This window comes from Streptomyces globisporus C-1027, assembly GCF_000261345.2.
In the GTDB taxonomy this organism is placed as follows: Bacteria; Actinomycetota; Actinomycetes; order Streptomycetales; family Streptomycetaceae; genus Streptomyces; species Streptomyces pakalii.
In genome coordinates this window covers 4,048,575-4,068,216 of the sequence record NZ_CP013738.1, presented here as the reverse complement: position 1 = coordinate 4,068,216, position 19,642 = coordinate 4,048,575, and the positions used below count along the sequence as shown (strand labels likewise).

16 protein-coding genes, 1 tRNA gene and 1 pseudogene are annotated in these 19,642 nt (G+C 71.6%); 13 read left to right on the top strand and 5 right to left on the bottom strand.

Features of this window, described 5'->3' with window-relative positions:
• Positions 1 to 35: 35 nt before the first annotated feature.
• Positions 36 to 790 (top strand): annotated as a pseudogene (locus tag WQO_RS35125) (GntR family transcriptional regulator).
• Positions 791 to 953: 163 nt separating this feature from the next.
• Here the strand turns inward: WQO_RS35125 and WQO_RS17650 are convergent.
• Together WQO_RS17650 and WQO_RS17645 are read right to left on the bottom strand one after the other, a co-directional pair.
• A tRNA-Ser gene (locus tag WQO_RS17650) sits at positions 954 to 1,040 on the bottom strand.
• 86 nt (positions 1,041 to 1,126) lie between these two features.
• The gene (locus WQO_RS17645; protein ID WP_010060529.1) at positions 1,127 to 2,938 is read right to left on the bottom strand and encodes a S1C family serine protease; all 1,812 of its coding nucleotides are present in this window, start codon (positions 2,936 to 2,938) and stop codon (positions 1,127 to 1,129) included.
• A 201-nt stretch (positions 2,939 to 3,139) separates the two neighbouring features.
• Between WQO_RS17645 and WQO_RS17640 the strand changes: the two genes are divergently transcribed.
• The 3 genes from WQO_RS17640 to WQO_RS17630 all read left to right on the top strand — a co-directional run bounded on the left by WQO_RS17640 (position 3,140) and on the right by WQO_RS17630 (position 5,905).
• Positions 3,140 to 3,976 carry a glycerophosphodiester phosphodiesterase gene (locus WQO_RS17640; protein ID WP_107115888.1) on the top strand — a complete coding sequence of 279 codons (837 nt, stop codon included), beginning with the start codon at positions 3,140 to 3,142 and terminating at the stop codon, positions 3,974 to 3,976.
• A gap of 295 nt (positions 3,977 to 4,271) precedes the next feature.
• A complete protein-coding gene (locus WQO_RS17635) occupies positions 4,272 to 4,784 on the top strand; it encodes an ATP-binding protein (RefSeq protein ID WP_010060527.1) in 513 nt (170 codons plus the stop codon).
• A 155-nt stretch (positions 4,785 to 4,939) separates the two neighbouring features.
• The gene (locus WQO_RS17630) at positions 4,940 to 5,905 is read left to right on the top strand and encodes a DUF5926 family protein (RefSeq protein WP_010060526.1); all 966 of its coding nucleotides are present in this window, start codon (positions 4,940 to 4,942) and stop codon (positions 5,903 to 5,905) included.
• A 241-nt stretch (positions 5,906 to 6,146) separates the two neighbouring features.
• On the opposite strand, the gene WQO_RS37280 is transcribed toward WQO_RS17630, so the two are convergent.
• Together WQO_RS37280 and WQO_RS17620 are read right to left on the bottom strand one after the other, a co-directional pair.
• Positions 6,147 to 6,434 carry a hypothetical protein gene (locus tag WQO_RS37280; protein ID WP_107115887.1) on the bottom strand — a complete coding sequence of 96 codons (288 nt, stop codon included), beginning with the start codon at positions 6,432 to 6,434 and terminating at the stop codon, positions 6,147 to 6,149.
• Between the two features lie 552 nt (positions 6,435 to 6,986).
• Complete coding sequence (locus WQO_RS17620; protein ID WP_058954019.1) at positions 6,987 to 7,730, bottom strand: bifunctional DNA primase/polymerase; 744 nt, start codon at positions 7,728 to 7,730, stop codon at positions 6,987 to 6,989.
• Between the two features lie 619 nt (positions 7,731 to 8,349).
• Here WQO_RS17620 and WQO_RS17615 point away from each other — a divergent pair.
• Complete coding sequence (locus WQO_RS17615) at positions 8,350 to 9,837, top strand: PP2C family protein-serine/threonine phosphatase (protein WP_193407206.1); 1,488 nt, start codon at positions 8,350 to 8,352, stop codon at positions 9,835 to 9,837.
• Positions 9,838 to 9,965: 128 nt separating this feature from the next.
• Complete coding sequence (locus WQO_RS17610) at positions 9,966 to 11,447, top strand: aminopeptidase P family protein (RefSeq protein ID WP_010060520.1); 1,482 nt, start codon at positions 9,966 to 9,968, stop codon at positions 11,445 to 11,447.
• A 37-nt stretch (positions 11,448 to 11,484) separates the two neighbouring features.
• On the opposite strand, the gene WQO_RS17605 is transcribed toward WQO_RS17610, so the two are convergent.
• Positions 11,485 to 11,979: an ATP-binding protein gene (locus WQO_RS17605; protein ID WP_029182274.1), complete on the bottom strand. Its 495-nt coding sequence runs from the start codon at positions 11,977 to 11,979 to the stop codon at positions 11,485 to 11,487.
• 293 nt (positions 11,980 to 12,272) lie between these two features.
• Here WQO_RS17605 and WQO_RS17600 point away from each other — a divergent pair, with 293 nt between their 5' ends.
• The 7 genes from WQO_RS17600 to pheA all read left to right on the top strand — a co-directional run bounded on the left by WQO_RS17600 (position 12,273) and on the right by pheA (position 19,493).
• Positions 12,273 to 13,142: a hypothetical protein gene (locus WQO_RS17600; RefSeq protein WP_010060517.1), complete on the top strand. Its 870-nt coding sequence runs from the start codon at positions 12,273 to 12,275 to the stop codon at positions 13,140 to 13,142.
• A 150-nt stretch (positions 13,143 to 13,292) separates the two neighbouring features.
• On the top strand, positions 13,293 to 14,042 hold the full coding sequence (locus WQO_RS17595; protein ID WP_010060516.1) for a YcnI family copper-binding membrane protein: 750 nt from the start codon (positions 13,293 to 13,295) through the stop codon (positions 14,040 to 14,042).
• 44 nt (positions 14,043 to 14,086) lie between these two features.
• Positions 14,087 to 14,746, top strand: coding sequence for an SCO family protein (locus WQO_RS17590; RefSeq protein ID WP_032748381.1), 660 nt, complete (start codon positions 14,087 to 14,089; stop codon positions 14,744 to 14,746).
• Complete coding sequence (locus tag WQO_RS17585) at positions 14,743 to 15,204, top strand: copper chaperone PCu(A)C (protein ID WP_010060514.1); 462 nt, start codon at positions 14,743 to 14,745, stop codon at positions 15,202 to 15,204. The genes WQO_RS17590 and WQO_RS17585 overlap by 4 nt, the downstream gene beginning before the upstream one ends.
• 13 nt (positions 15,205 to 15,217) lie before the next feature.
• The gene (locus tag WQO_RS17580) at positions 15,218 to 17,128 is read left to right on the top strand and encodes a copper resistance CopC/CopD family protein (protein WP_058954018.1); all 1,911 of its coding nucleotides are present in this window, start codon (positions 15,218 to 15,220) and stop codon (positions 17,126 to 17,128) included.
• Positions 17,129 to 17,132: 4 nt separating this feature from the next.
• Positions 17,133 to 18,476: an iron uptake transporter deferrochelatase/peroxidase subunit gene (gene efeB, locus WQO_RS17575; RefSeq protein WP_010060513.1), complete on the top strand. Its 1,344-nt coding sequence runs from the start codon at positions 17,133 to 17,135 to the stop codon at positions 18,474 to 18,476.
• An 81-nt stretch (positions 18,477 to 18,557) separates the two neighbouring features.
• Entirely contained in the window at positions 18,558 to 19,493 is a 936-nt protein-coding gene (gene pheA / locus WQO_RS17570) for a prephenate dehydratase (protein WP_010060512.1), read from the top strand.
• Positions 19,494 to 19,642 lie beyond the last annotated feature (149 nt).

Genomic DNA, 19,642 nt, shown 5'->3' with positions numbered 1-19,642 from the left:
TAACTAGATTAGAGCTAGTGGACTAGATTTTCCATATGTCTGAGCAACCGCCGTACCTCCGCATCGCCGACGAACTCCGGCATCGCATCGCGGAGCACGTCTGGGAACCGGGCGACCGCCTCCCATCTCGCGCCCAGATCGGTCAGGAGTGCGGCGTGGGTGAGAACGTGGTGCGCAGGGCACAGGAGTTGCTGATCTCCCAAGGCGTGTTGGAAGGCCGGGCCGGATCGGGCACCTACGTCGCCGAGCCCCGGGAGCGCGTGAGAGTCGTCCGGTCGTCGGCACGCGAGCAGCCCAGTGGATCTCCCTTCCGCCAGGACATGAAGGCCCTTCGCCTACAGAGCGACTGGGAGAGCCGGACCGACGCGAAGGTGCCGGCCCCGGCGGAGATCGCGACGCGGCTCGGGATCGCTGAAGGCGAGCCGTGCGTGCGGACGACGTACGAGTTCCTTGCCGACGGGAAGCCGGTTCAGCTGTCGACGAGTTGGGAGCCGTACGCCGTCACTGGCGGAACCCTCGTCGTTCTCCCCGAGGGAGGGCCCCACGCGGGGGCCGGGGTCGTGAACCGCATGGCCGAGATCGGAGTCACCATCAGCCACGCAGTGGAGCAACCCGAACCCAGGCACGCGACCGCCGAAGAAGCATCGCTACTCGGCATCCAGAAAGCCGCACTCGTGACGCACATCCGGCGGACGTACTACAGCGACGACGGCCGCCCGTGGAGACAGCGGACATCGTGGTGCCCGCAGCGCACTGCGAGATCGTCTACGAGATCCCGATCAACCGCTGACGATCCGACCCCGGCAGCTCCAAAGCCATGCCCCAGCCGTGCCCCCCGCGTGCCCCTTCCGTGCCCGACAGAGCGGGAAACCAGGGGGAACAGCGGTGCCCGGCAGGGAGCGGGCATGGCAGAGGCCCCCGACCATATGTACTGGTCAGGGGCCTCTCGCCTGCGGTGGGTGTGGGATTTGAACCCACGGTGGCATCGCTGCCACGACGGTTTTCAAGACCGTTCCCTTAGGCCGCTCGGGCAACCCACCCCGCGTCGGCCGCCCGGTCGCTGTGCAAGCCGATGGGCCGTCAGGCCCGCGAGGGGCCGGTTCGACGCGTGGGACAGCCTAGCCGGTCAGCTGTCGCCCTCGCGCTGGCCCAGGGTGACTTCGGCCGTGGCCTCCTTGCCGTCGCGCTCGTACGTCAGGGTCACCTTCTCGCCCGGCTTGCGGGTCCAGATCTCGCCGATCAGGGTCGGGCCGCTGTCGATCACGGTGTCGTTGAACTTCGTGATCACGTCGCCCGCCTTCAGGCCGGCCTTGGCCGCCGGGCCGTTCGGGGTCACGGCGGGGGTGCCGCCCGCGCCCTCGGCGGAGATCGCCGCGCCGCCCGTCTTCTCCTCCATGGTCACCGTCGCGCCGATCACCGGGTAGACCGGCTTGCCGGTCTTGATCAGCTGCTCGGCGACGTTCTTGGCCTGGTTGATCGGGATCGCGAAGCCGAGGCCGATCGAGCCCGCCTGGGACTGGCCGAGGCCGCCGCCGGTCGACTGGATCGCCGAGTTGATGCCGATGACCGCGCCCGTCGCGTCCAGCAGCGGGCCGCCGGAGTTGCCCGGGTTGATCGATGCGTCGGTCTGCAGGGCGCTCATGTACGAGTTCTTGTTGCTCTGGCCGTCCCCGGACGCCACCGGGCGGTTCTTCGCGCTGATGATGCCCGTGGTGACCGTGTTCGACAGGCCGAAGGGCGCGCCGATCGCGATCGTCGAGTCGCCCACCGCGACGCCCTCCGAGTTGCCGAGGGGGAGGGGCGTCAGACCCGCAGGCGGGTTCTTCAGCTTCAGCACGGCCACGTCGTAGCCCTGCGCCCGGCCGACCACCTCGGCGGCGTACTTCTTGCCGTCGGAGAAGGTCGCCGACAGTTCGCCGGACTCCGCGGCGGAGGCCACCACGTGGTTGTTGGTGAGGAGGTGGCCCTCCTTGTCGTACACGAAGCCGGTGCCCGTGCCGCCCTCGCCCTCGCCGCCCTGCGCGTCGATCGTGACCACGCTGGGGAGCGCCTTCGCCGCGACCCCGGCCACCGTGCCCGCCGGGCGCTTCAGGTCCTTCGGGGTGTCCGACGCCGACACCGTGGTCGAGCTGCCGGACGAGCCGTTGTCGTTGCGGTCGGCCGCCCAGAAACCGAGGGCTCCGCCGATGCCGCCCGCGACGAGCGCCGCGACGGCCACGGCGGCCACCAGACCGCCCGCCTTGCTCTTGCCGCTCCTGCCGCCGCCCGCGGGATCCGTGCCGGGCGGGACCGGAGCGCCCCAGACCGGGCCGTTGCCGCCGCCGTTGCCGATACCGCCGGATGCGTGACCGGCGGCGTGGCCGGACGCGTGACCGGCGTCTCCGCCGGAGTACGACGGGACGGCGGGCGGGGGCGGCGGCCAGGAAGCGGCGCCCGCAGGGAGGTCGGGCTCCGCTCCGTATGCGGGGTTCGTTCCGTACGGGGAGTGCTGCGGCGGCTGAGGCGGGTGGTTCGGGGTCGGGTGGGCGGTGCCCTGGTCGTACGCGGGCGCGCCCGGGGAACCCTGAGGCGCCGGAGCGCCCTGGTGCGTCGGGTTGTGGCGCGGCGCCTCCGCGTGCGCCGGAGCGCCGGCCGGGGCCCCCGCGCCGGACGCGCCGGACGCGCCGGGTACGCCGTCAGCGCCCGGAGCGGCCGAGCCGCCCGGAGCCGCACCCGTGTCATGCACCGGCAGACGCGCCGTGTCCTGTGCGGAGTCGTGCGCAGGCACGCCCTGCGCGGAGTCGTGCGCGGGCGCGTCCTGGGCCGCGGGCGTCCGCGGCAGGGACGTGGTTTCGTCGGCGGCCGGTTCAGGAGTGTCGGCCGGCACGGGAGGTGCGGACGGAACGGCCGGCACGGCCGGTACCGCGCGGTCCTCGTTGCCCTCGTTCTCGGTGCTCACAGCTCTTTACTCCTCGGTTCCACTCGGCATCCAGTCGGCATTCGGCAAGAAATCCGCTGTGCACGTGTCTGCGGTCAGCTTTTCCCACAACACGTCGGGCCACTGTAAGCAGGACCTGTGCATCCGCACACCAATCTTTACATCCGACAAAACAGACCTCCAGGGTGACATGTGCTCAGCCACCCCCGCGGCGGTGACACCATGGCCCGGGTGACCCACGCACGGCAGCGCAGCGCGCACACCTCCATCCAGGTCATCGCCCACCGCGGGGCCTCCGACGACGCCCCCGAGCACACCCTCGCCGCCTACCGCAAGGCGATCGAGGACGGTGCCGACGCCCTGGAATGCGATGTCCGGCTCACCGCCGACGGCCACCTCGTCTGTGTCCACGACCGGCGGGTGAACCGTACGTCCAACGGGCGCGGCGCCGTGTCCGCCCTGGAGCTCGCCGACCTCGCCGCCCTCGACTTCGGCTCCTGGAAGGATCACGAGGAGTCGCCCGACTGGGATCCGGTGCCGGGCGAGCTCACCTCCGTACTCACCCTGGAACGGCTCCTGGAGCTCTTCACCGAGGTGCGGGCCACCGGGCGGGATCTGCAGCTGGCCATCGAGACGAAGCACCCCACCCGCTGGGCCGGGCAGGTCGAGGAACGGCTCCTTCAGCTGCTGAAGCGCTTCGGGCTGGCCGATCCGCCCGCCGAGGGGCCCTCGCCCATCCGCGTCATGAGCTTCTCCGCCCGCTCCCTCCACCGTGTCCAGGCGGCCGCCCCCACCCTGCCCACGGTCTACCTGATGCAGTTCGTCTCCCCTCGCATGCGCGACGGGAGGCTGCCCGCCGGGGCCCGGATCGCGGGGCCCGGCATGCGTATCGTGCGCAGCCACCCCGGGTACATCGAGCGACTGCACCGCGCGGGGCACCGGGTGCACGTGTGGACCGTGAACGAACCGGCCGACGTCGAGCTGTGCGCCGAACTCGGTGTCGAGGCGATCATCACCAACCGCCCGAAGCAGGTTCTGTCCCAACTGGGTCGCGTTTAGCACCATCTACGGTGCATTGAGTCGGGAATCGGTACGGAAAGGGGCGCGCCGCACCCCCCGACCTCGACCGTTACAGGGTGTGCTCCGGCGCATTCGCTGCGCGTTCGATCGTCACGAGTGCGTCACCCGCAGCCCATTGGCCGGTTTCCGGTCCAGCCCGGTGGGGCATCCAACCCGTGGCGTGGGGGCAAAGGAGGTCTCGGGGGTGGCGTTGGTGGTGGCACAAGAGGTGCCCGCGTCGTCGAGCATGGCCATTCCTCATGGCCCTGCCGGCGTGGGGCAGGCACGACACCGTATGCGTGAGCAGTTGCGCGGCAACGGGGTGTCGGACGCGGTCGTCGACGACGCTGTTCTGATCCTTTCCGAACTTCTCAGCAACGCCTGCCGGCACGGCAGGCCGCTCGGACGGCACACCGACGTCGGCGACGGGGACATCCGTGCCGCCTGGCGGGTGGACACCGGCGGCGGACTCACCGTGGAGGTCACGGACGGCGGCGGCCCGACCCGCCCGGTTCCGGCCACCCCTTCGGTGACGGCACGCGGCGGCCGGGGCCTCAACATCATCAGCGCCCTGGCCCAGGAGTGGGGCGTACGGGACGACGCACCCGGCGAGGTCACCGTCTGGGCCCTGGTCTCGTCCAAGAAGCCGCCCGGCATCGGAGGCAGCGGCTCCGACGCGAGCGGCTCCGCGACGAACGGCTCCAGCAGGAACGGCCGCGGTACGAACCGTGTCGCCGCGAACGGCGTCGGCGGGCTCACCGGGTTCGAGGGTCTGGACTTCTCCGACGTTCTCGACGACGTGGGCTGAGAGCCGGAGCGAAGGGGCTTGGCGCGGACGGGCCCGCGAGCCTCTGTCGGCGGGGCGGACGGCGAGGCCCGATCGCGTACGTGGGCGGGGCGCGGCCCCCGGGGCGGCTAGGCTCGCGCCGAGTCCGCACTGTCGCAATCGGGAGAATGCCCACCATGGCCAAGAAGCGCCCTCAGTCCAAGGCCGGGAAGCAGCAGCTCAAGGACGGTGAGATCCCGGTCGTCGGGGCCCGTGAGCCCTGCCCGTGCGGATCGGGCCGCCGTTACAAGGCGTGTCACGGTCGCGCCGCCGCCCAGGCCGTGACCGAGCTCGTGCATCGCCCCTTCGAGGGACTGGCGGGCGAGTGCGACTGGGTCGCGCTGCGCGAACTGGTGCCCGCCGCCACGGTCGAGCTGACCCTCAAGGACGGTCTGCCCGAAGGGGTTCCGTCAGTGAAGCTCGCGACCGTCCTGCCGATGGCCTGGCCGGCGCTGCGCCGCGACGACGGTTCCGTCCTGCTCGCCCTGCAGAACGACACCTCCTCCGGCGACCTCAGCCGCGACCTCGCGGACACCCTCCAGCGCGCCCTGGAGGCCGAGCCCGGTACCCCGGTCGCCGCCCGCCGCGTACCGGCCGACGGCCCGCGCCTCCAGGACCTCCTCGCCCCGGACGCCGCCTTCGAGCCGGAGGTGCACTCCGGGTTCGAGTTCTGGGTGCCGGACGCGGAGAACGCCTCCGCCGAGGTGTCCGCGTCGCTGGAGCGTGCGAACGCCGCCGCGATCCCGACGACGCTGCTGTCCGGCGTCGACGCCGCGTACTGGTGCGAGACCCCGGAGAAGAACCACCTGCGCTGGGTGATGCCGCACCCCGAGGAGCAGCTCCTCGACGCGCTCGCCCGGCTGCACGCCGCGGGCACCTCCTCGCTCGGCGACGACACCCGGCTGGTCGGGTCGTTCCGGGCGCACGGTCTCGTGGTCCCCGTCTGGGACCTGCCGAGCTCGATGGGGGCCGAGGCGTGCGAGAAGCCCGCCGTCGAGTTCGCCGAGCGACTGGCCACGGCGCTCGCGTCCGACGCCCCGCTCACCGCCGAGGAACGGCGCGCCCGGGGTGGTCTCACCAACCGTCAGGTGACCCTCAGCTGACAGTGACACCGGGACGCCGCAGACGGTGACCCACGTCACAACTCGCCGTACTCGTAAGTAAATACGCGTCCCTACAGGCGAGATCGAATTTGCGAACAGCAGATCTCTTGTTACGGTTCTAGAAGCCCGGTCGCTGGTGCATCCCCCGTCGCCAGCGACCGGGCGTCCTCGTTTCCGGCTGCGGCCCGCCCTGTGACACCCCCGGGTGCGGCCCTCAGCCCCGGGCGGCCCTGCCCGTTCCTCAGCCCCTGGCGTCCGGCGCCCGTTCCGATCCGGCGCGCAGCAGCAGCGGCGCCTCCGCCACCGGCCCCGCGCCCACGAACTCCGCGACCGCCGTGGCGGATCCGGGCAGGCCCGAGGAGGGGACGCGCGGCGTCTCGCAGGTGTCCGGCTCGTCGTGCGCGGCCGGTGCGCAGTGCAGCTCCACGGTCCGCCCGCCCGGCCCCATCAGGGTGAGTAGGGAACGGAGTTCCTCACCGGTCGCATTCCGGTAGTAGACGCGCGCCCACACCGTGTCTTCCCGGGTCATGACACAGGTCTGCGCCTCGACGCCCTCCGGTGCGACCACCTCGGGCCCGCACCGGGCCGCCGCACCCGACCGTTCCCACGCCGCCGCACCCGAGCGATCAAACTCGGACAGGGAACCGGCTTCCGTGCTCATTCCCGATGGCGATTTCGGCAATGCCGAAGAAGGGGCGGCGGGATCATCTCCGGATAGCTGATCAGAAACCTTTGGCCTACGACTTTCTGTCGATCCGCCAGACGATTTCCCGGCGACCGGATCAACCGATACGGCATCCGGAGCAACGACGGGATCCGCGGAAGCAACCAGCGGAACGAGACTTCCGCACACCATGGCTGCCGTGAGACCGATCATGCGGAGATTCATGGTGGCCCCACCTGGCGACTGCGCGGAATTCCTGACGACGGGCCGACGATATCGACGGAATAGGTGCCGCCGGGGCGCCCGGCACCCGAATACCTCGGATCCTGACCGGCTCACACCCGTTCGAGTGAGCCGGTCGCCGGGCTGCCCCCCTGACGAAGAGCCACCGCCGGGCGATCCCGAAGCCTCAGGACGTCAGTAGGCGAGCCGGCTGCCCCCGCCCGGCGCGCCGGTGCTCGCCTCGACCAAGGCGTCGAGGACCGCTTCGACATCCGGCAGCCAGGGAGACGCGGCCACCGGAGTGCCGCCCTCCGCCCGCCCGCGCGACACCAAGGAACCGGACGTTCCGGTTGACGCCGGGGACTGCTCCCAGCGGACCTGGCCCGCGCCCGTGCGGGACGGCGGCAGGACGAGATAGCCGCCCTCGCCGTGGAACCGGAGCGAGCTGGGCACCCAGTCCTTCGCGTACAGCAGTTCGCCGAGCCGCTCCAGGGTGTACGGGGCGACCAGCAGCGACCACCTGGTCGGCGTCGCCACGACGGGGCCGAGCCGCATGCCCAGCGCGTCGAGGGCGCTCAGCGCCCGGGCGCCGGCCACGGCGGGCAGGCTCACCGCGCAGGGAGCGCGGCCGCCGGTCGCCAGCAGCACGGGGGCGGCGGGGCGGTTGGTCCACCACCAGCGCACCATGCGCTCGTCCGTGGTGGCCGCCAGCAGGCCGGGGTCGAAGGGGTGTGCGCCCGGTACGGCGCAGTCCGGTTCGGGGCAGGCGCAGCCGAGGCCGGCGCTCTCGCCGTACGGGTCGGCGGGCTGCGCCGTCCCCACTCCGGGGAGCACGGGCCACTGCCATACGGTGGCGCAGGTCAGGGCCGCGTCGAGCCGGGCGGTCGCCTCCTTGCGCCGGAGCCGGAGCCTGCGTCGCCTTCCGAGGATCTCGCGCATGAGCGCTCGTTCCTTTCCGTTGAACGCCGAGTCCACGTGACACCACGCGTTTGCGTGACACCACGTGCGTATCTCTTCGCTGTGCGTACGTGCTCGTCAGTTCCGCGGTACGGGGCGTGCTGTCGATACCGAGCGTGAGCCGAGCCGAGTGGAATCGATCCGAAAAAGAACCGATCCGAGGTGGAACAGAGCCGAGCCGAACTGAGCAGAGTCGAGCGGAGTCGAACCGGACAAGGTCTCACCCACCGAGCGGAGTCGTGCTGCTCCGGCGGAGTCGTGCGGGTCGAACCGAGCGGGTCGAGCCGGGCCGGCGGTCGCGGGCGGCCTGCTCCTCGCCTGCCGTCCCTGGTGCGAACCCCGCCGTCCGGGGCGGGGGCGTCACGTTCACGGGTTAGGACGCCCGAACCCGCTGCCGGGTTCCTGGGCGATCACAACTGCGCCCGCGCATCACCGTTTACGTACCCAGCATGCCCGGGATGACGCTCCTCCGGCGACCTGACGCCGGAGGTACCCCTGTCGAACGGCCCCAGTCGATCGTAAATAGCGTCCATAGGGTGCATTTTTTGGCCAAGTTAACCGACACTGGGAGAGCGCGAATCGCCCGGTCCCCGAAGGGACAATGCTGGACATCGGGTTACTTGTGCGTGTACATGTGGATGCACTGATAGTGGCGCAGAATCACATGGGGGTTTGCGATGCTATTCGACGAATCGCACCGGTCGGAAAGCTGGCTGCCATGAGCGCCCCACACCTGCCGAAAGTGGCTGGAATCGATCCAGAGGTTCCGGTTTCAACGCGCACTCCCGCACCCCTGACAGAGGTCCCGGGACCGCCCGGAGCCTTCATCCAGGACCGGCTGGCGGGCTGGGTGTCGGACCTCACCACCCTGCACGAACTCACCGAGCGGCTGGCCGGGACGAGCACCCTCGACACCGCCCTCGACGAGCTGTTGCAGGCCGGAGCCGCCCTGGTCGGAGCCCGCCGCGGACTTCTCGTTCTGGAACCGGCGAACGGCGAAGGTCCCCGTGCCACCCGCGGTCTCGGGCTCAGCCACGCCGAGCTCGGGCACATCGAGACCGTGCCGCGCGCGGCCACGGACCTCGGCCGCGTCCTCGACGGACTGCCGGACACGGCCGACGGCATCGCGGCCCCCGACCTGCTCGGCATGCAGGACCTCGACCCCCGGCACCGCGAGGTCGCCACCCGGCTCGCCTACGCCGCGAGCTACGCCCTCCCCCTGGCCTCCGAGGCGGCCGGCCGCCTCGGCGCGGCGCTCTGGCTCTACGACGAACCGGCCGAGCCCGCCCAGAAGCAGCGCCATCTCGCCGGCCTCTACGCGCGCTACGCCACCGAGCACCTGGCCCGCCTGATCGAGCTGGAGCGCGCCCGGGCGGACGTCGCCGCCGTCGCCGAGGAACTGCTGCCAAGACGGCTCCCCCGGATCCCCGGCGTCCAGCTCGCCGCCCGGCAGCGCACGGGCCCCCGCGGCGGCGGCGACTGGTACGACGCGCTGCCGCTGCCCGACCGCACCCTCGGCCTGGCCGTCGGCTCCGTCGGCGGGTCCGGGCCGAGCGCGATGGCCGCGATGGGCCGGCTCCGTGCCAGCCTGCGGGCGTACGCGGTGATGGAGGGCGAGGACCCCGTCGCCGTACTCTCCGACCTGGAACTGCTGCTGCGGCTCACCGAACCCGCGCGGACCGCGACCGCCCTGTTCGCCTACTGCGAGCCCGCCGCCCGCAAGGTCGTGCTGGCCGGGGCCGGGCACACCCCTCCCCTGATCCTCGGCGACCGGCGCTGCGAGTACGTCGAGACGTCGCTCTCCGCCCCGCTCGGGATGCTCGCCTGCTGGGAGGCGCCGAGCGTGGAGTTCAGCCCCGCCCCCGGCGAAACGGTGCTGCTCTACACGGACGGGCTGCTGCGCCGCACCGGGGACGCGATGGACCGCGCCTTCGCCAGGCTGCACTCCGCCGCCGCTTCCGTACCGAAGGCGGACCGGCACGATCCGGCGGCCGTGGCCGACCGCGTCCTGCGCACGATGCTCCCGGACGGCCTCGACCGGAGCGACTCCACCGAGGACGTCGTGATCCTCGCCGCCCACTTCGACTGACGCCCGGGGCGCCCCCGCGAAGGTCTCCCCGACGCTCTCTCCGGTAACAGGTCCTTCGGCCCTGGGCCCCCTTCCGTACGCCCGTACGATGGGTGATGGTCCAGTGTCGTATCAAGGAGAGACAAATCGTGTCTGAGGAGCTCATCCCGGAGACCCCGGAGCAGGAGACCGAAGAGAACGAAGCAGCGGAGGCGATCAAGCAGCGGAAGAACGGCCTCTACCCGGCCGTCTCCGACGAGCTCGCCGAGAACATGAAGTCGGGCTGGGCCGACACCGAGCTCCACGACCTCCAGCCGATCCCGCAGGCCGAGCACACCGCGAACCGCCGCGCCGCGCTCTCGGCCCGCTTCCCCGGCGAGCGCCTGGTCATCCCCGCGGGCAATCTGAAGACCCGCTCCAACGACACCGAGTACGCCTTCCGCGCCTCCACCGAGTACGCGTACCTCACCGGTGACCAGACCCAGGACGGCGTCCTCGTCCTGGAGCCGACGGGCGACACCGGCCACGAGGCCACCCTCTACCTGCTGCCGCGCTCCAACCGCGAGAACGGCGAGTTCTGGCTCGACGGCCAGGGCGAGCTGTGGGTCGGCCGCCGCAACTCCCTCACCGAGGCCGAGCAGCTGCTGGGCATCCCCGCGAAGGACGTCCGCGAGCTGCCCGCCGCGCTGGCCGAGGCCACCGGCCCCGTCCGCAACGTCCGCGGCCACGACGCCGCCATCGAGGCCGCCCTCACCGACAAGGTCACCGCGGAGCGCGACGAGGAGCTGCGCGTCCACCTCTCCGAGGCCCGCCTGGTGAAGGACGCCTTCGAGATCGCCGAGCTGCAGAAGGCGTGCGACGCCACCGCGCGCGGCTTCGAGGACGTCGTGAAGAGCCTCGACAAGGCCGAGGCGACCAGCGAGCGCTTCATCGAGGGCACGTTCTTCCTCCGCGCCCGCATCGAGGGCAACGACATCGGCTACGGCTCGATCTGCGCCGCCGGACCGCACGCCACCACCCTGCACTGGGTCCGCAACGACGGCGCGGTCCGCGCGGGCGAGCTGCTGCTCCTGGACGCCGGCGTCGAGACCAACGACCTCTACACCGCCGACGTGACGCGCACCCTGCCGATCAACGGCACGTTCTCGCCGCTCCAGCGCAAGATCTACGACGCGGTGTACGAGGCCCAGGAGGCGGGCATCGCCGCCGTGAAGCCCGGCGCCGACTACCGCGACTTCCACGACGCCGCGCAGCGCGTGCTCGCCGAGAAGCTCGTCGAGTGGGGTCTGCTCGGCGACCTGTCCGTGGACAAGGTCCTGGAGCTGGGCCTCCAGCGCCGCTGGACCCTGCACGGCACCGGCCACATGCTCGGCATGGACGTCCACGACTGCGCCGCCGCGCGCACCGAGACGTACGTCAACGGCACGCTGGAGCCGGGCGTCTGCCTGACGGTCGAGCCCGGTCTGTACTTCCAGGCCGACGACCTGACCGTACCCGAGGAGTACCGGGGCATCGGCGTCCGGATCGAGGACGACATCCTCGTCACCGAGGACGGCAACCGGAACCTCTCCGACTCGCTGCCGCGCCGGGCGGACGAGGTCGAGGCCTGGATGGCGCAGCTGAAGGGCTGACCCCTCCTGTAAGAAACGCGCCGGGGCGCGCCGCTCACTACACCGTGAGCAGCGCGCCCTCGCGCCATTTCAGGACCTTGTCGAAGCTCACCACCGCGCCGCGGCCCGGCCGGTTGCCGAACTGGACGTGGTCGGAGAGCTGCTGGATCAGATCGAGGCCCCGGCCGCTCTCGGCACCGGTATCGGCCTGAGGGGGATGCGCGGCTGGGCGAAGCGCGCGGCGGGCCGGAAATCCCGGCCCCGAGTCACTGACCTCGATACGGCATTTCTCGCCGTCCAGATAGGCCGTGACCCGGTACTGCCCGGAGTCCGCGGAAGGGCGACCGGTCCCGGAATCCCCGGGCTCCCCGAGCACCGTCCGGTCGCCGCCGTGCTCGACGGCGTTAGCACAGGCTTCGCTGAGCGCGACCGACAGGTCGAAGGAGATGTCCGGATCCACTCCTGCGGTTTCCATGGTGCCGAGCAGAAAACGACGGGCGAGCGGAACGCTCGCAGCTTCGCGCCGCAAATGGAGAGACCACCAGATGCTCATCTTCCAGCCTCCTGGCTGCGGCTCGACGTATCGATACGTATTGCCGCCCTCGGCACTTCGTAAGCACGGATCGGGTGGGAGAGCCCTCGTTCGGCGGATGTGGATATTCGGCCGCCCGGTGTATGGGCCGGCCCGTTCGCAGGTCACCGGGGGCGCATTCGCGGTACCCGAAGTGCGCCCACCGGTTCGTACATCCCCCGCGAACAGGCGCAACAAGCACGGTTGGGGACGGAGGCTGATCTTCCGGACCTGCCGTACGGGGCACGGGGGTGCAGTGCGATGATGTCCCGGCCATGTCCACGCCTCTCGCACGCGCCGGAGCCGGTCTGCGGCTCATGAGGGCCGCGGTGTTCACCGCGGTCTGCGTCGTGCTGTCCGCGGCCGGACACATGCTCGCCGCCGGTACGGCGGTCCCCGCGTGGACCCTGCTCGCCGGATTCCTCGGCGTCCTCGCCGTCGCCGCCCTCCTCGCCGGACGGGAACGTTCCCTTCCGGGCATCGTGGGTGCGCTGGCCGGCGGGCAGATCCTGCTGCACGTGCTCTTCGCGTACGGCAGCCATGGCAGCTCCCCGAGCGTCGCCTCCGGGACCGCGGGCGGCGACAACCCGCTCATCCGGTTCGCCTCCGGGCTCGTGTGCGGCGAGGGACCGGCCCGGCTGAACGCGGCCGAGGCCCACCGCATCGTCTCCTCCGCGGGCATCGACCCGTCGACGCTCCCGGGGGGCCACGGCCATCCCGGGGCCGGCGGGGCGTCCGGAGCGGCCCAGGCCGCCGCGTCGGCGGGAGGGGACGGGGCCTCGGGCATCGCGCAGGTCTGCGCCGCGGTCACCGCGATGCTGCCGAGCCTGCCGATGTTCCTGGCGCACGTCCTCGTCGCGCTCGCCACCGGCTGGCTGCTGCGCCGCGGCGAGATCGCCCTCTTCGCGCTGGCCCGGCTCTCCGCCCACAGCGCCCAGGCGCTGGCGGCCGGGGCCCGGCTCCGTTCCCTGCGCGCCGCGCTCGCCCTCGTCCGCGCGCTGCGGGCCGGCGAGCGGGAGCAGCTCGTGGCCGGACCGCGCGCTCCGCGCCATGGCGACGACGTCCCCCTGCCGACCGCCGGGGATCCTCTGCAGCACCTGGTGATCAGGCGCGGGCCGCCGGCCCCGTACGCCCTCGCAGCCTGACGCGACGCCTCCACCGGGCCCCGCGGGCCGCTCGCGCACGTCCCTGTGCGCACGACCGTCCGCATGGAACCGCACCCCGAGGTGTCGTGATGCCGCCGCGCATCCGCGCGCCGGACCACCGTGTTCCGTTTCCCTGTGGAGATTCCTGCCATGAAGCTTTCCCGTATCGTCCTCGCCGGCGGCGTCGCCGCGTCCACCGTCCTGCTGATCGCCGGCCCGGCCGCCGCGCATGTCAGCGTCCAGCCGGTGGGCGAGGCCGCCAAGGGCGGATACGCCACGCTCAACTTCAAGGTCCCCAACGAGCGCGACCAGGCCTCGACGGTGAAGCTCGAAGTGAACTTCCCGGCCGACCACCCGCTCTCCTCCGTCACCCCGCAGGCCGTCCCGGGCTGGGACATCAAGATCGACAAGAGCAAGCTCGACAAGCCCCTCGAAGTGCACGGCAAGAAGATCACCGAGGCCGTCTCCAAGGTGACCTGGACCGCGGACGACAGCGAGATCGCCCCCGGCTACTTCCAGCAGTTCCCGGTCTCCGTAGGCGCGCTCCCCGAGGACGCCGACCAGCTCGTCTTCAAGGCGATCCAGACGTACGACAACAAGGAAGTCGTCCGCTGGATCGAGGAGCCCACCGAGGGCGGCGAGGAGCCCGACAGCCCCGCCCCGGTCCTGAAGCTGTCCGCCGCCGCCGACGACCACCACGGTGGCGGCGCGGCCGACGACGCCAAGGAGGGCGACGACCACAAGGCCGCCGACACCGCCGCGTCGGCCAAGGAGAACCACGCCGCCGCGTCCTCCTCCTCCAGCGACACCACCGCCCGCACCCTGGGCATCATCGGCATCGTCATCGGTGTCGCCGGTGTCGCGTTCGGCGTGCTCGCCGGACGCCGCCGCTCGGCCTGACCGGCCGGTTCCCTCACCCGCACCACGTTCAGGACATCTCTTTCATGCGCAACAAAAAAGCAGTGACGGCCGTGGCGTTCGCCGCCGCGGCCGCACTGGCCCTCTCCGCCTGCGGCTCCGGTGACGACAAGACGGGCTCCTCGGCGATCGCCGACGTCAGCGCCGCGCCGAAGGACAAGGCCGCGACCGTCCTCGACCAGCCGTTCACCAAGCCGAACCTCGTCCTCACCGACACGAACGGCAAGGAGTACGACCTCCGCGAGGCGACCAAGGGCAAGCCGACACTCATCTACTTCGGCTACACCAACTGCCCCGACGTCTGCCCGCTGACCATGAGCAACATCTCCCTCGCCAAGCGGGAGCTGCCCAAGGCCGACCAGGACAAGCTCCAGGTCGTCTTCGTCACGACCGACCCCGAGCGCGACACCCCCGCCTCGCTCGGCAAGTGGCTCTCCGCCCAGGACCCCACCTTCACCGGCCTCACCGGCGACTTCCCGACCATCCAGGCCGGGGCGCGGCAGATCGGCATCGGCATCGACGCGCCGAAGAAGGAGAAGGACGGGACCGTCGTGTCGATGCACGGCGCCCAGGTCATCGCCTTCTCCCCGAAGACGGACGAGGGGTATGTGCTCTACGGCGAGGACACCTCCGCCGAGGAGTACACCAAGGACCTCCCCAAGCTGATCAAGGGGGAGACGCCGTGAACCGCCGCCGCACGGCTCTCGTCGGCGTCCTCGCCCTCACCACCGGGCTGACGCTGGCCGGGTGCTCGTCGGACAGCGGGTCGGGCGGCGAGCCGGAGCTCAAGGTCGTCGGCGCCTTCATGCCGCAGCCCGTCAGCGACATGGCCGCCGGTTTCCTCGTCGTACAGAACAGCGGCGGCACCGCGGACCGGCTCACCTCGGTGACCAGCCCGCTCTCCGACGACGTCACGATCCATGAGACGAAGAACCAGAAGATGCGCGAGGTCTCCTCGTTCGAGGTGCCCGCGAACGGCGAGCTCGATCTCGAACGCGGTGGCAACCACATCATGTTCATGAAGCTCAAGCAGAAGCCCAAGCAGGGCGAGAAGGTCTCCGTCGAGCTGCACTTCGAGAAGGCCGACCCCATCACGGTCGACCTGCCGGTGAAGGAAACCACCCACAACCCGAAGAAGCAGTGAGGGACTGAATCCGATGTCTGCCACCGCCCCGTACGCGGGACCGTCCCCGATACGCCGGCCCCTCGCCGCCGCCGTGCTCCTCGCCGCCCTCGTCAGCCTGGTGTTCGGGCTGCTGCTGGCCGGCGCGGGCCCGGCGTCGGCGCACGCCGCCCTCACCGGGAGCGACCCGGCGGACGGGGCGGTGGTGGACACCGCGCCCAAGGAGGTCACCCTCAGCTTCTCCGAGGCGATCGCCGTGGGCGATGACTCCATCCGGGTCCTCGACCCGAGCGGCAAGCGCGCCGACACCGAGGCCGAGCCGAAGGACCTGTCCGAGGGCTCCACCGTCCGCTACGGCGTAGCGCTCCACTCCGGGCTGCCGGACGGCACCTACACGGTGGCCTGGCAGGCAATCTCAGCCGACAGCCACCCGATCTCCGGCGCGTTCACGTTCTCCATCGGCGCCCCCTCCGACACCACCGTCGCCCTGCCCTCCCAGGAGGCGGGCGGCGGCCCGGTCGGCGTCGTCTACGACATCGCGCGCTACGCGGCGTACGGCGGATTCGTCCTGCTCGTCGGCGGCAGCGCGTTCGTCCTCGTCTGCTGGCGGGGCGGCGCGACCGCCCTGCCGATGCAGCGGCTCGTGGTCCGCGGCTGGCTCACCCTGACCGCGGCGACCCTGGTCATGCTGCTGCTGCGCAACCCGTACACCGGCAGCGGGAAGTTCGCCGACGCCTTCGACCTCGCCGGACTCCAGTCCGTCCTGGACACCAAGCCCGGCGCCGCCCTCGTCTCCCGGCTGCTGCTGCTCGGGGCCGCCGCCCTGTTCATCGCCGTGCTGTTCGGTACGTACGCGCGGCGCGAGGACGAACGCGAGAAGAAGGACCTCACCTTCGGGCTCGCCGTCGGGGGCGGGGTCGTCGCGACGGGCATCGCCGCCACCTGGGCGATGTCCGAGCACGCCTCGACCGGCATCCAGGCGAACATCGCCATGCCGGTGGACGTCCTCCACCTGCTGGCCGTCGCCGCCTGGCTCGGCGGACTCGCCTCGCTGCTGGTGGCGCTGTACCGGACGCCGGACATCGGGAGCGCGGCGGTACGGCGGTTCTCCGCGGTCGCGTTCGGCAGTGTCGTGGTCCTGGCGGCGACCGGGATCTACCAGTCCTGGCGGCAGGTCGGCTCCTGGTCGGCGCTGACCGGTACGCGCTATGGGCAACTGCTCATCCTCAAGGTGGCGCTGATCGCCGTCCTGCTGGCGGTCGCCTGGTTCTCCCGGCGCTGGACGGGCCGGCTGACGGACTCGGCGGTGGCTTCGGAGGACGTGGCCGAGGAGGAGCCCGAATCCGAGTCCGAAAGCGTCTCGGCCGACCCCGAGCGCGCCGCGCAACTGGCCCGTCAGCGGGCCGCCCTGACCGCGACGAAGAAGAAGCGGATACGGGACGCCGACCCGCAGCGCTCCGGACTGCGCCGCTCGGTCCTGGCCGAGGCCGCCGTCGCCGTCGTCCTGCTGGCCGTGACCACCATGCTGACGTCGACCGAGCCCGGTCGTACGGAGGAGGAGGCCGCGGGCGGCACCCCGTCCGCGAGCGCTCCCGCCGCGGGCGGCCCGGTCAACCTGAAGATGCCGTTCGACACCGGTGGCCAGAACGGCAAGGGCACCGTCCGCATCGACATCGAGCCCGGCCGCACCGGCTCCAACGATCTGCACGTGTGGATCGACGGCAGCGACGGCAAGCCCATGGACGTCCCCGAACTGAAGCTGGCCCTCACCCTGGAGTCGAAGGACATCGGCCCGTTGCCGGTCGTCCCGGACCGGCTGGCCGAGGGGCACTGGTCGGCGAGTGCGGTACAGATTCCGATGGCCGGGGACTGGAAGATCGACGTGACGGTACGGACGTCGGACATCGACCAGGTCACCATCGACAAGAACGCGAAGATCGGCTGAGCACGTGAGCAAGACCAGGAAGCAGGCCCCATCGGCCCATGCCGCCACGGCCGTCGCCCCGGGCGACGGCGACGGGGCCGCCGGTGACGGGGCCGCCCCGACCGGCGTCTCGCGGCGGCGGCTGCTGGGTACGGCGGGCGCCGCGGGCGCCACGGGGCTGGTGCTGGGCGCCGGGGGCGGGGCCGCCGGTTACGCCGCCACCCGCCCCGAGGAGCCGACCGCGCTGACGACGGTCGGCGCGACCGAGGCGATGTTTCACGGGAAACATCAACCGGGGATCACCACTCCGCTTCAGGCCCGGGGCCATCTCACCGCCTTCGACCTGGCGGCGGGCGCGGGGCGCAAGGAGGCGGCGACGCTGCTGCGGCGCTGGTCCGCGGTGGCGAAGGAGCTGATGGCGGGCCGCCCGGCGGCGGGCGCAACGGACGGCCCCGGGCATGACACTGGGATCGCCCTGGACGCGGGGCCGTCGTCCCTGACCGTCACATTCGGCTTCGGCCGGACATTCTTCGCGCGCACGGGTCTGACCGACCGCCTGCCCGCCGCGCTCGACCCGCTGCCCGCGTTCTCCGCCGACGCCCTCGACGCCAAGCGGTCGAACGGCGACCTGTGGGTGCAGATCGGCGCGGACGACGCGCTGGTCGCCTTCCACGCTCTGCGGGCGCTCCAGAAGGAGGCCGCGGGAACGGCACGGGTGCGGTGGCAGATGAACGGCTTCAACCGCACCCCCGGCGCGACGGCCCGGCCGATGACCGCCCGCAACCTGATGGGCCAGATCGACGGGACCGGCAACCCGAAACCGTCCGAGGAGGACTTCGGCCAACGCGTCTTCGTCCCCGCGTCCCCCGGCAAGCCGCAGGAGTGGATGGAGGGCGGTTCGTACGCCGTCGTCCGCCGGATCCGGATGCTCCTGGACGACTGGGAGAAGCTTCCGGTGGAGCGCCAGGAGCGGGTCATCGGGCGGCGCAAGGCGGACGGGGCGCCCCTGAGCGGGGGGACCGAGACCACGGAGATGGACCTCGGCAAGGCGGGCCCGGACGGCAGGCTCGTGATCCCCGACAACGCCCACGCCCGGATCTCCTCGCCCGAGGAGAACGGCGGGGCCGCCATGCTGCGCCGCCCGTTCTCGTACCACGACGGCATCACGGAGGACGGCACTCCGGACGCCGGGCTGCTGTTCATCTGCTGGCAGGCGGACCCGTTCCGGGGCTTCGTGCCGGTGCAGCGCAAGCTCGACCGGGGCGATGCGCTGTCGCCGTTCCTGAGGCACGAGGCGAGCGGGGTGTTCGCGGTGCCGGGCGGGGCGGCGGAGGGCGAGTACGTGGGACAGCGGCTCCTGGAGTCGTAGGCACGCGTACGGCCCGGGAGGGCGTTCGACCGCATCCTGAGACAGCGCGGCGGCCCTGGCAGGGCGCATTAGGGTGACCGTATGTCAGCCACGCGCTACGCCTATCTCGGCCCTGAAGGCACCTTCACCGAGGTCGCCCTCCGTACGCTCCCGGAGGCCGCCACCCGGGAACTCGTCCCGATGCTGTCCGTACCGGCCGCCCTGGACGCCGTACGCAACGGGGAGGCGGCGGCAGCGCTCGTACCGATCGAGAACTCCGTCGAGGGCGGTATCACCGCGACGCTGGACGAGCTGGCCGGCGGGGACCCGCTGATGATCTACCGCGAGGTGCTGCTCTCCATCACCTTCGCCCTGCTGGTACGGCCCGGGACCAAGCTGTCGGACATCAAGACGGTCACCGCGCACCCGGCCGCCCAGCCGCAGGTGCGCAAGTGGATGGCGGAGCACCTCCCGGGAGCCCTGTGGGAGTCGGCGGCGTCCAACGCGGACGGGGCCCGGCTGGTCCAGGAGGGGCGGTACGACGCCGCGTTCGCCGGGGAGTTCGCGGCCGCCACCTACGGCCTGGAGCCGCTGGTGACGGAGATCCACGACGCGGCGAACGCCCAGACCCGCTTCGTCCTGGTGGGCCGGCCCGCCCGGCCCTCCGCACCGACCGGCGCGGACAAGACCTCCGTGGTGATCTGGCTGGCCGACGACCATCCCGGCGCCCTGCTGGAGCTGCTCCAGGAGTTCGCGGTGCGTGGTGTCAACCTGATGCTGATCCAGTCCCGCCCGACCGGCGAGGGCATCGGCAACTACTGCTTCGCCGTGGACGCGGAGGGGCACATCGCTGACCGGCGGGTCGGGGAGGCCCTGATGGGGCTGAAGCGGATCAGCCCGAAGGTGCGGTTCCTCGGCTCGTATCCGCGGGCGGGTGTCTCGCCGGACGAGGTGCGGCCGCTGCGGGCGGGCACGTCGGACGCTGCGTTCACGGAAGCCTCCGACTGGCTGGCGCGCAGCCAGGACGGCCGGATCTGACGGAAGAGCGGGGAGGAGCCCGGCGCAAGGCTGCCGGGAGCCTCCTCACGCGCTCCGCAGCGGTGCGATCTACAGATAGTCACGCACTCCGGAGAGTTATCCACAGGAGGGGCTCTCGACCTGGGGACAAGTCGACACCACAATGCGAC

Coding starts and splice junctions, on each gene's coding strand:
- WQO_RS17635 (WP_010060527.1), top strand. CDS start 4,272: ATGCGTGAGCAGTTGCGCGGCAACGGGGTGTCGGACGCGGTCGTCGAC.
- WQO_RS17640 (WP_107115888.1), top strand. CDS start 3,140: ATGGCCCGGGTGACCCACGCACGGCAGCGCAGCGCGCACACCTCCATC.
- WQO_RS17590 (WP_032748381.1), top strand. CDS start 14,087: ATGCGCAACAAAAAAGCAGTGACGGCCGTGGCGTTCGCCGCCGCGGCC.
- WQO_RS17620 (WP_058954019.1), bottom strand. CDS start 7,730: ATGCGCGAGATCCTCGGAAGGCGACGCAGGCTCCGGCTCCGGCGCAAG.
- WQO_RS17600 (WP_010060517.1), top strand. CDS start 12,273: ATGTCCACGCCTCTCGCACGCGCCGGAGCCGGTCTGCGGCTCATGAGG.
- WQO_RS17605 (WP_029182274.1), bottom strand. CDS start 11,979: ATGAGCATCTGGTGGTCTCTCCATTTGCGGCGCGAAGCTGCGAGCGTT.
- WQO_RS17615 (WP_193407206.1), top strand. CDS start 8,350: ATGCTGGACATCGGGTTACTTGTGCGTGTACATGTGGATGCACTGATA.
- WQO_RS17580 (WP_058954018.1), top strand. CDS start 15,218: ATGTCTGCCACCGCCCCGTACGCGGGACCGTCCCCGATACGCCGGCCC.
- WQO_RS17595 (WP_010060516.1), top strand. CDS start 13,293: ATGAAGCTTTCCCGTATCGTCCTCGCCGGCGGCGTCGCCGCGTCCACC.
- WQO_RS37280 (WP_107115887.1), bottom strand. CDS start 6,434: ATGACCCGGGAAGACACGGTGTGGGCGCGCGTCTACTACCGGAATGCG.
- pheA (WP_010060512.1), top strand. CDS start 18,558: ATGTCAGCCACGCGCTACGCCTATCTCGGCCCTGAAGGCACCTTCACC.
- WQO_RS17630 (WP_010060526.1), top strand. CDS start 4,940: ATGGCCAAGAAGCGCCCTCAGTCCAAGGCCGGGAAGCAGCAGCTCAAG.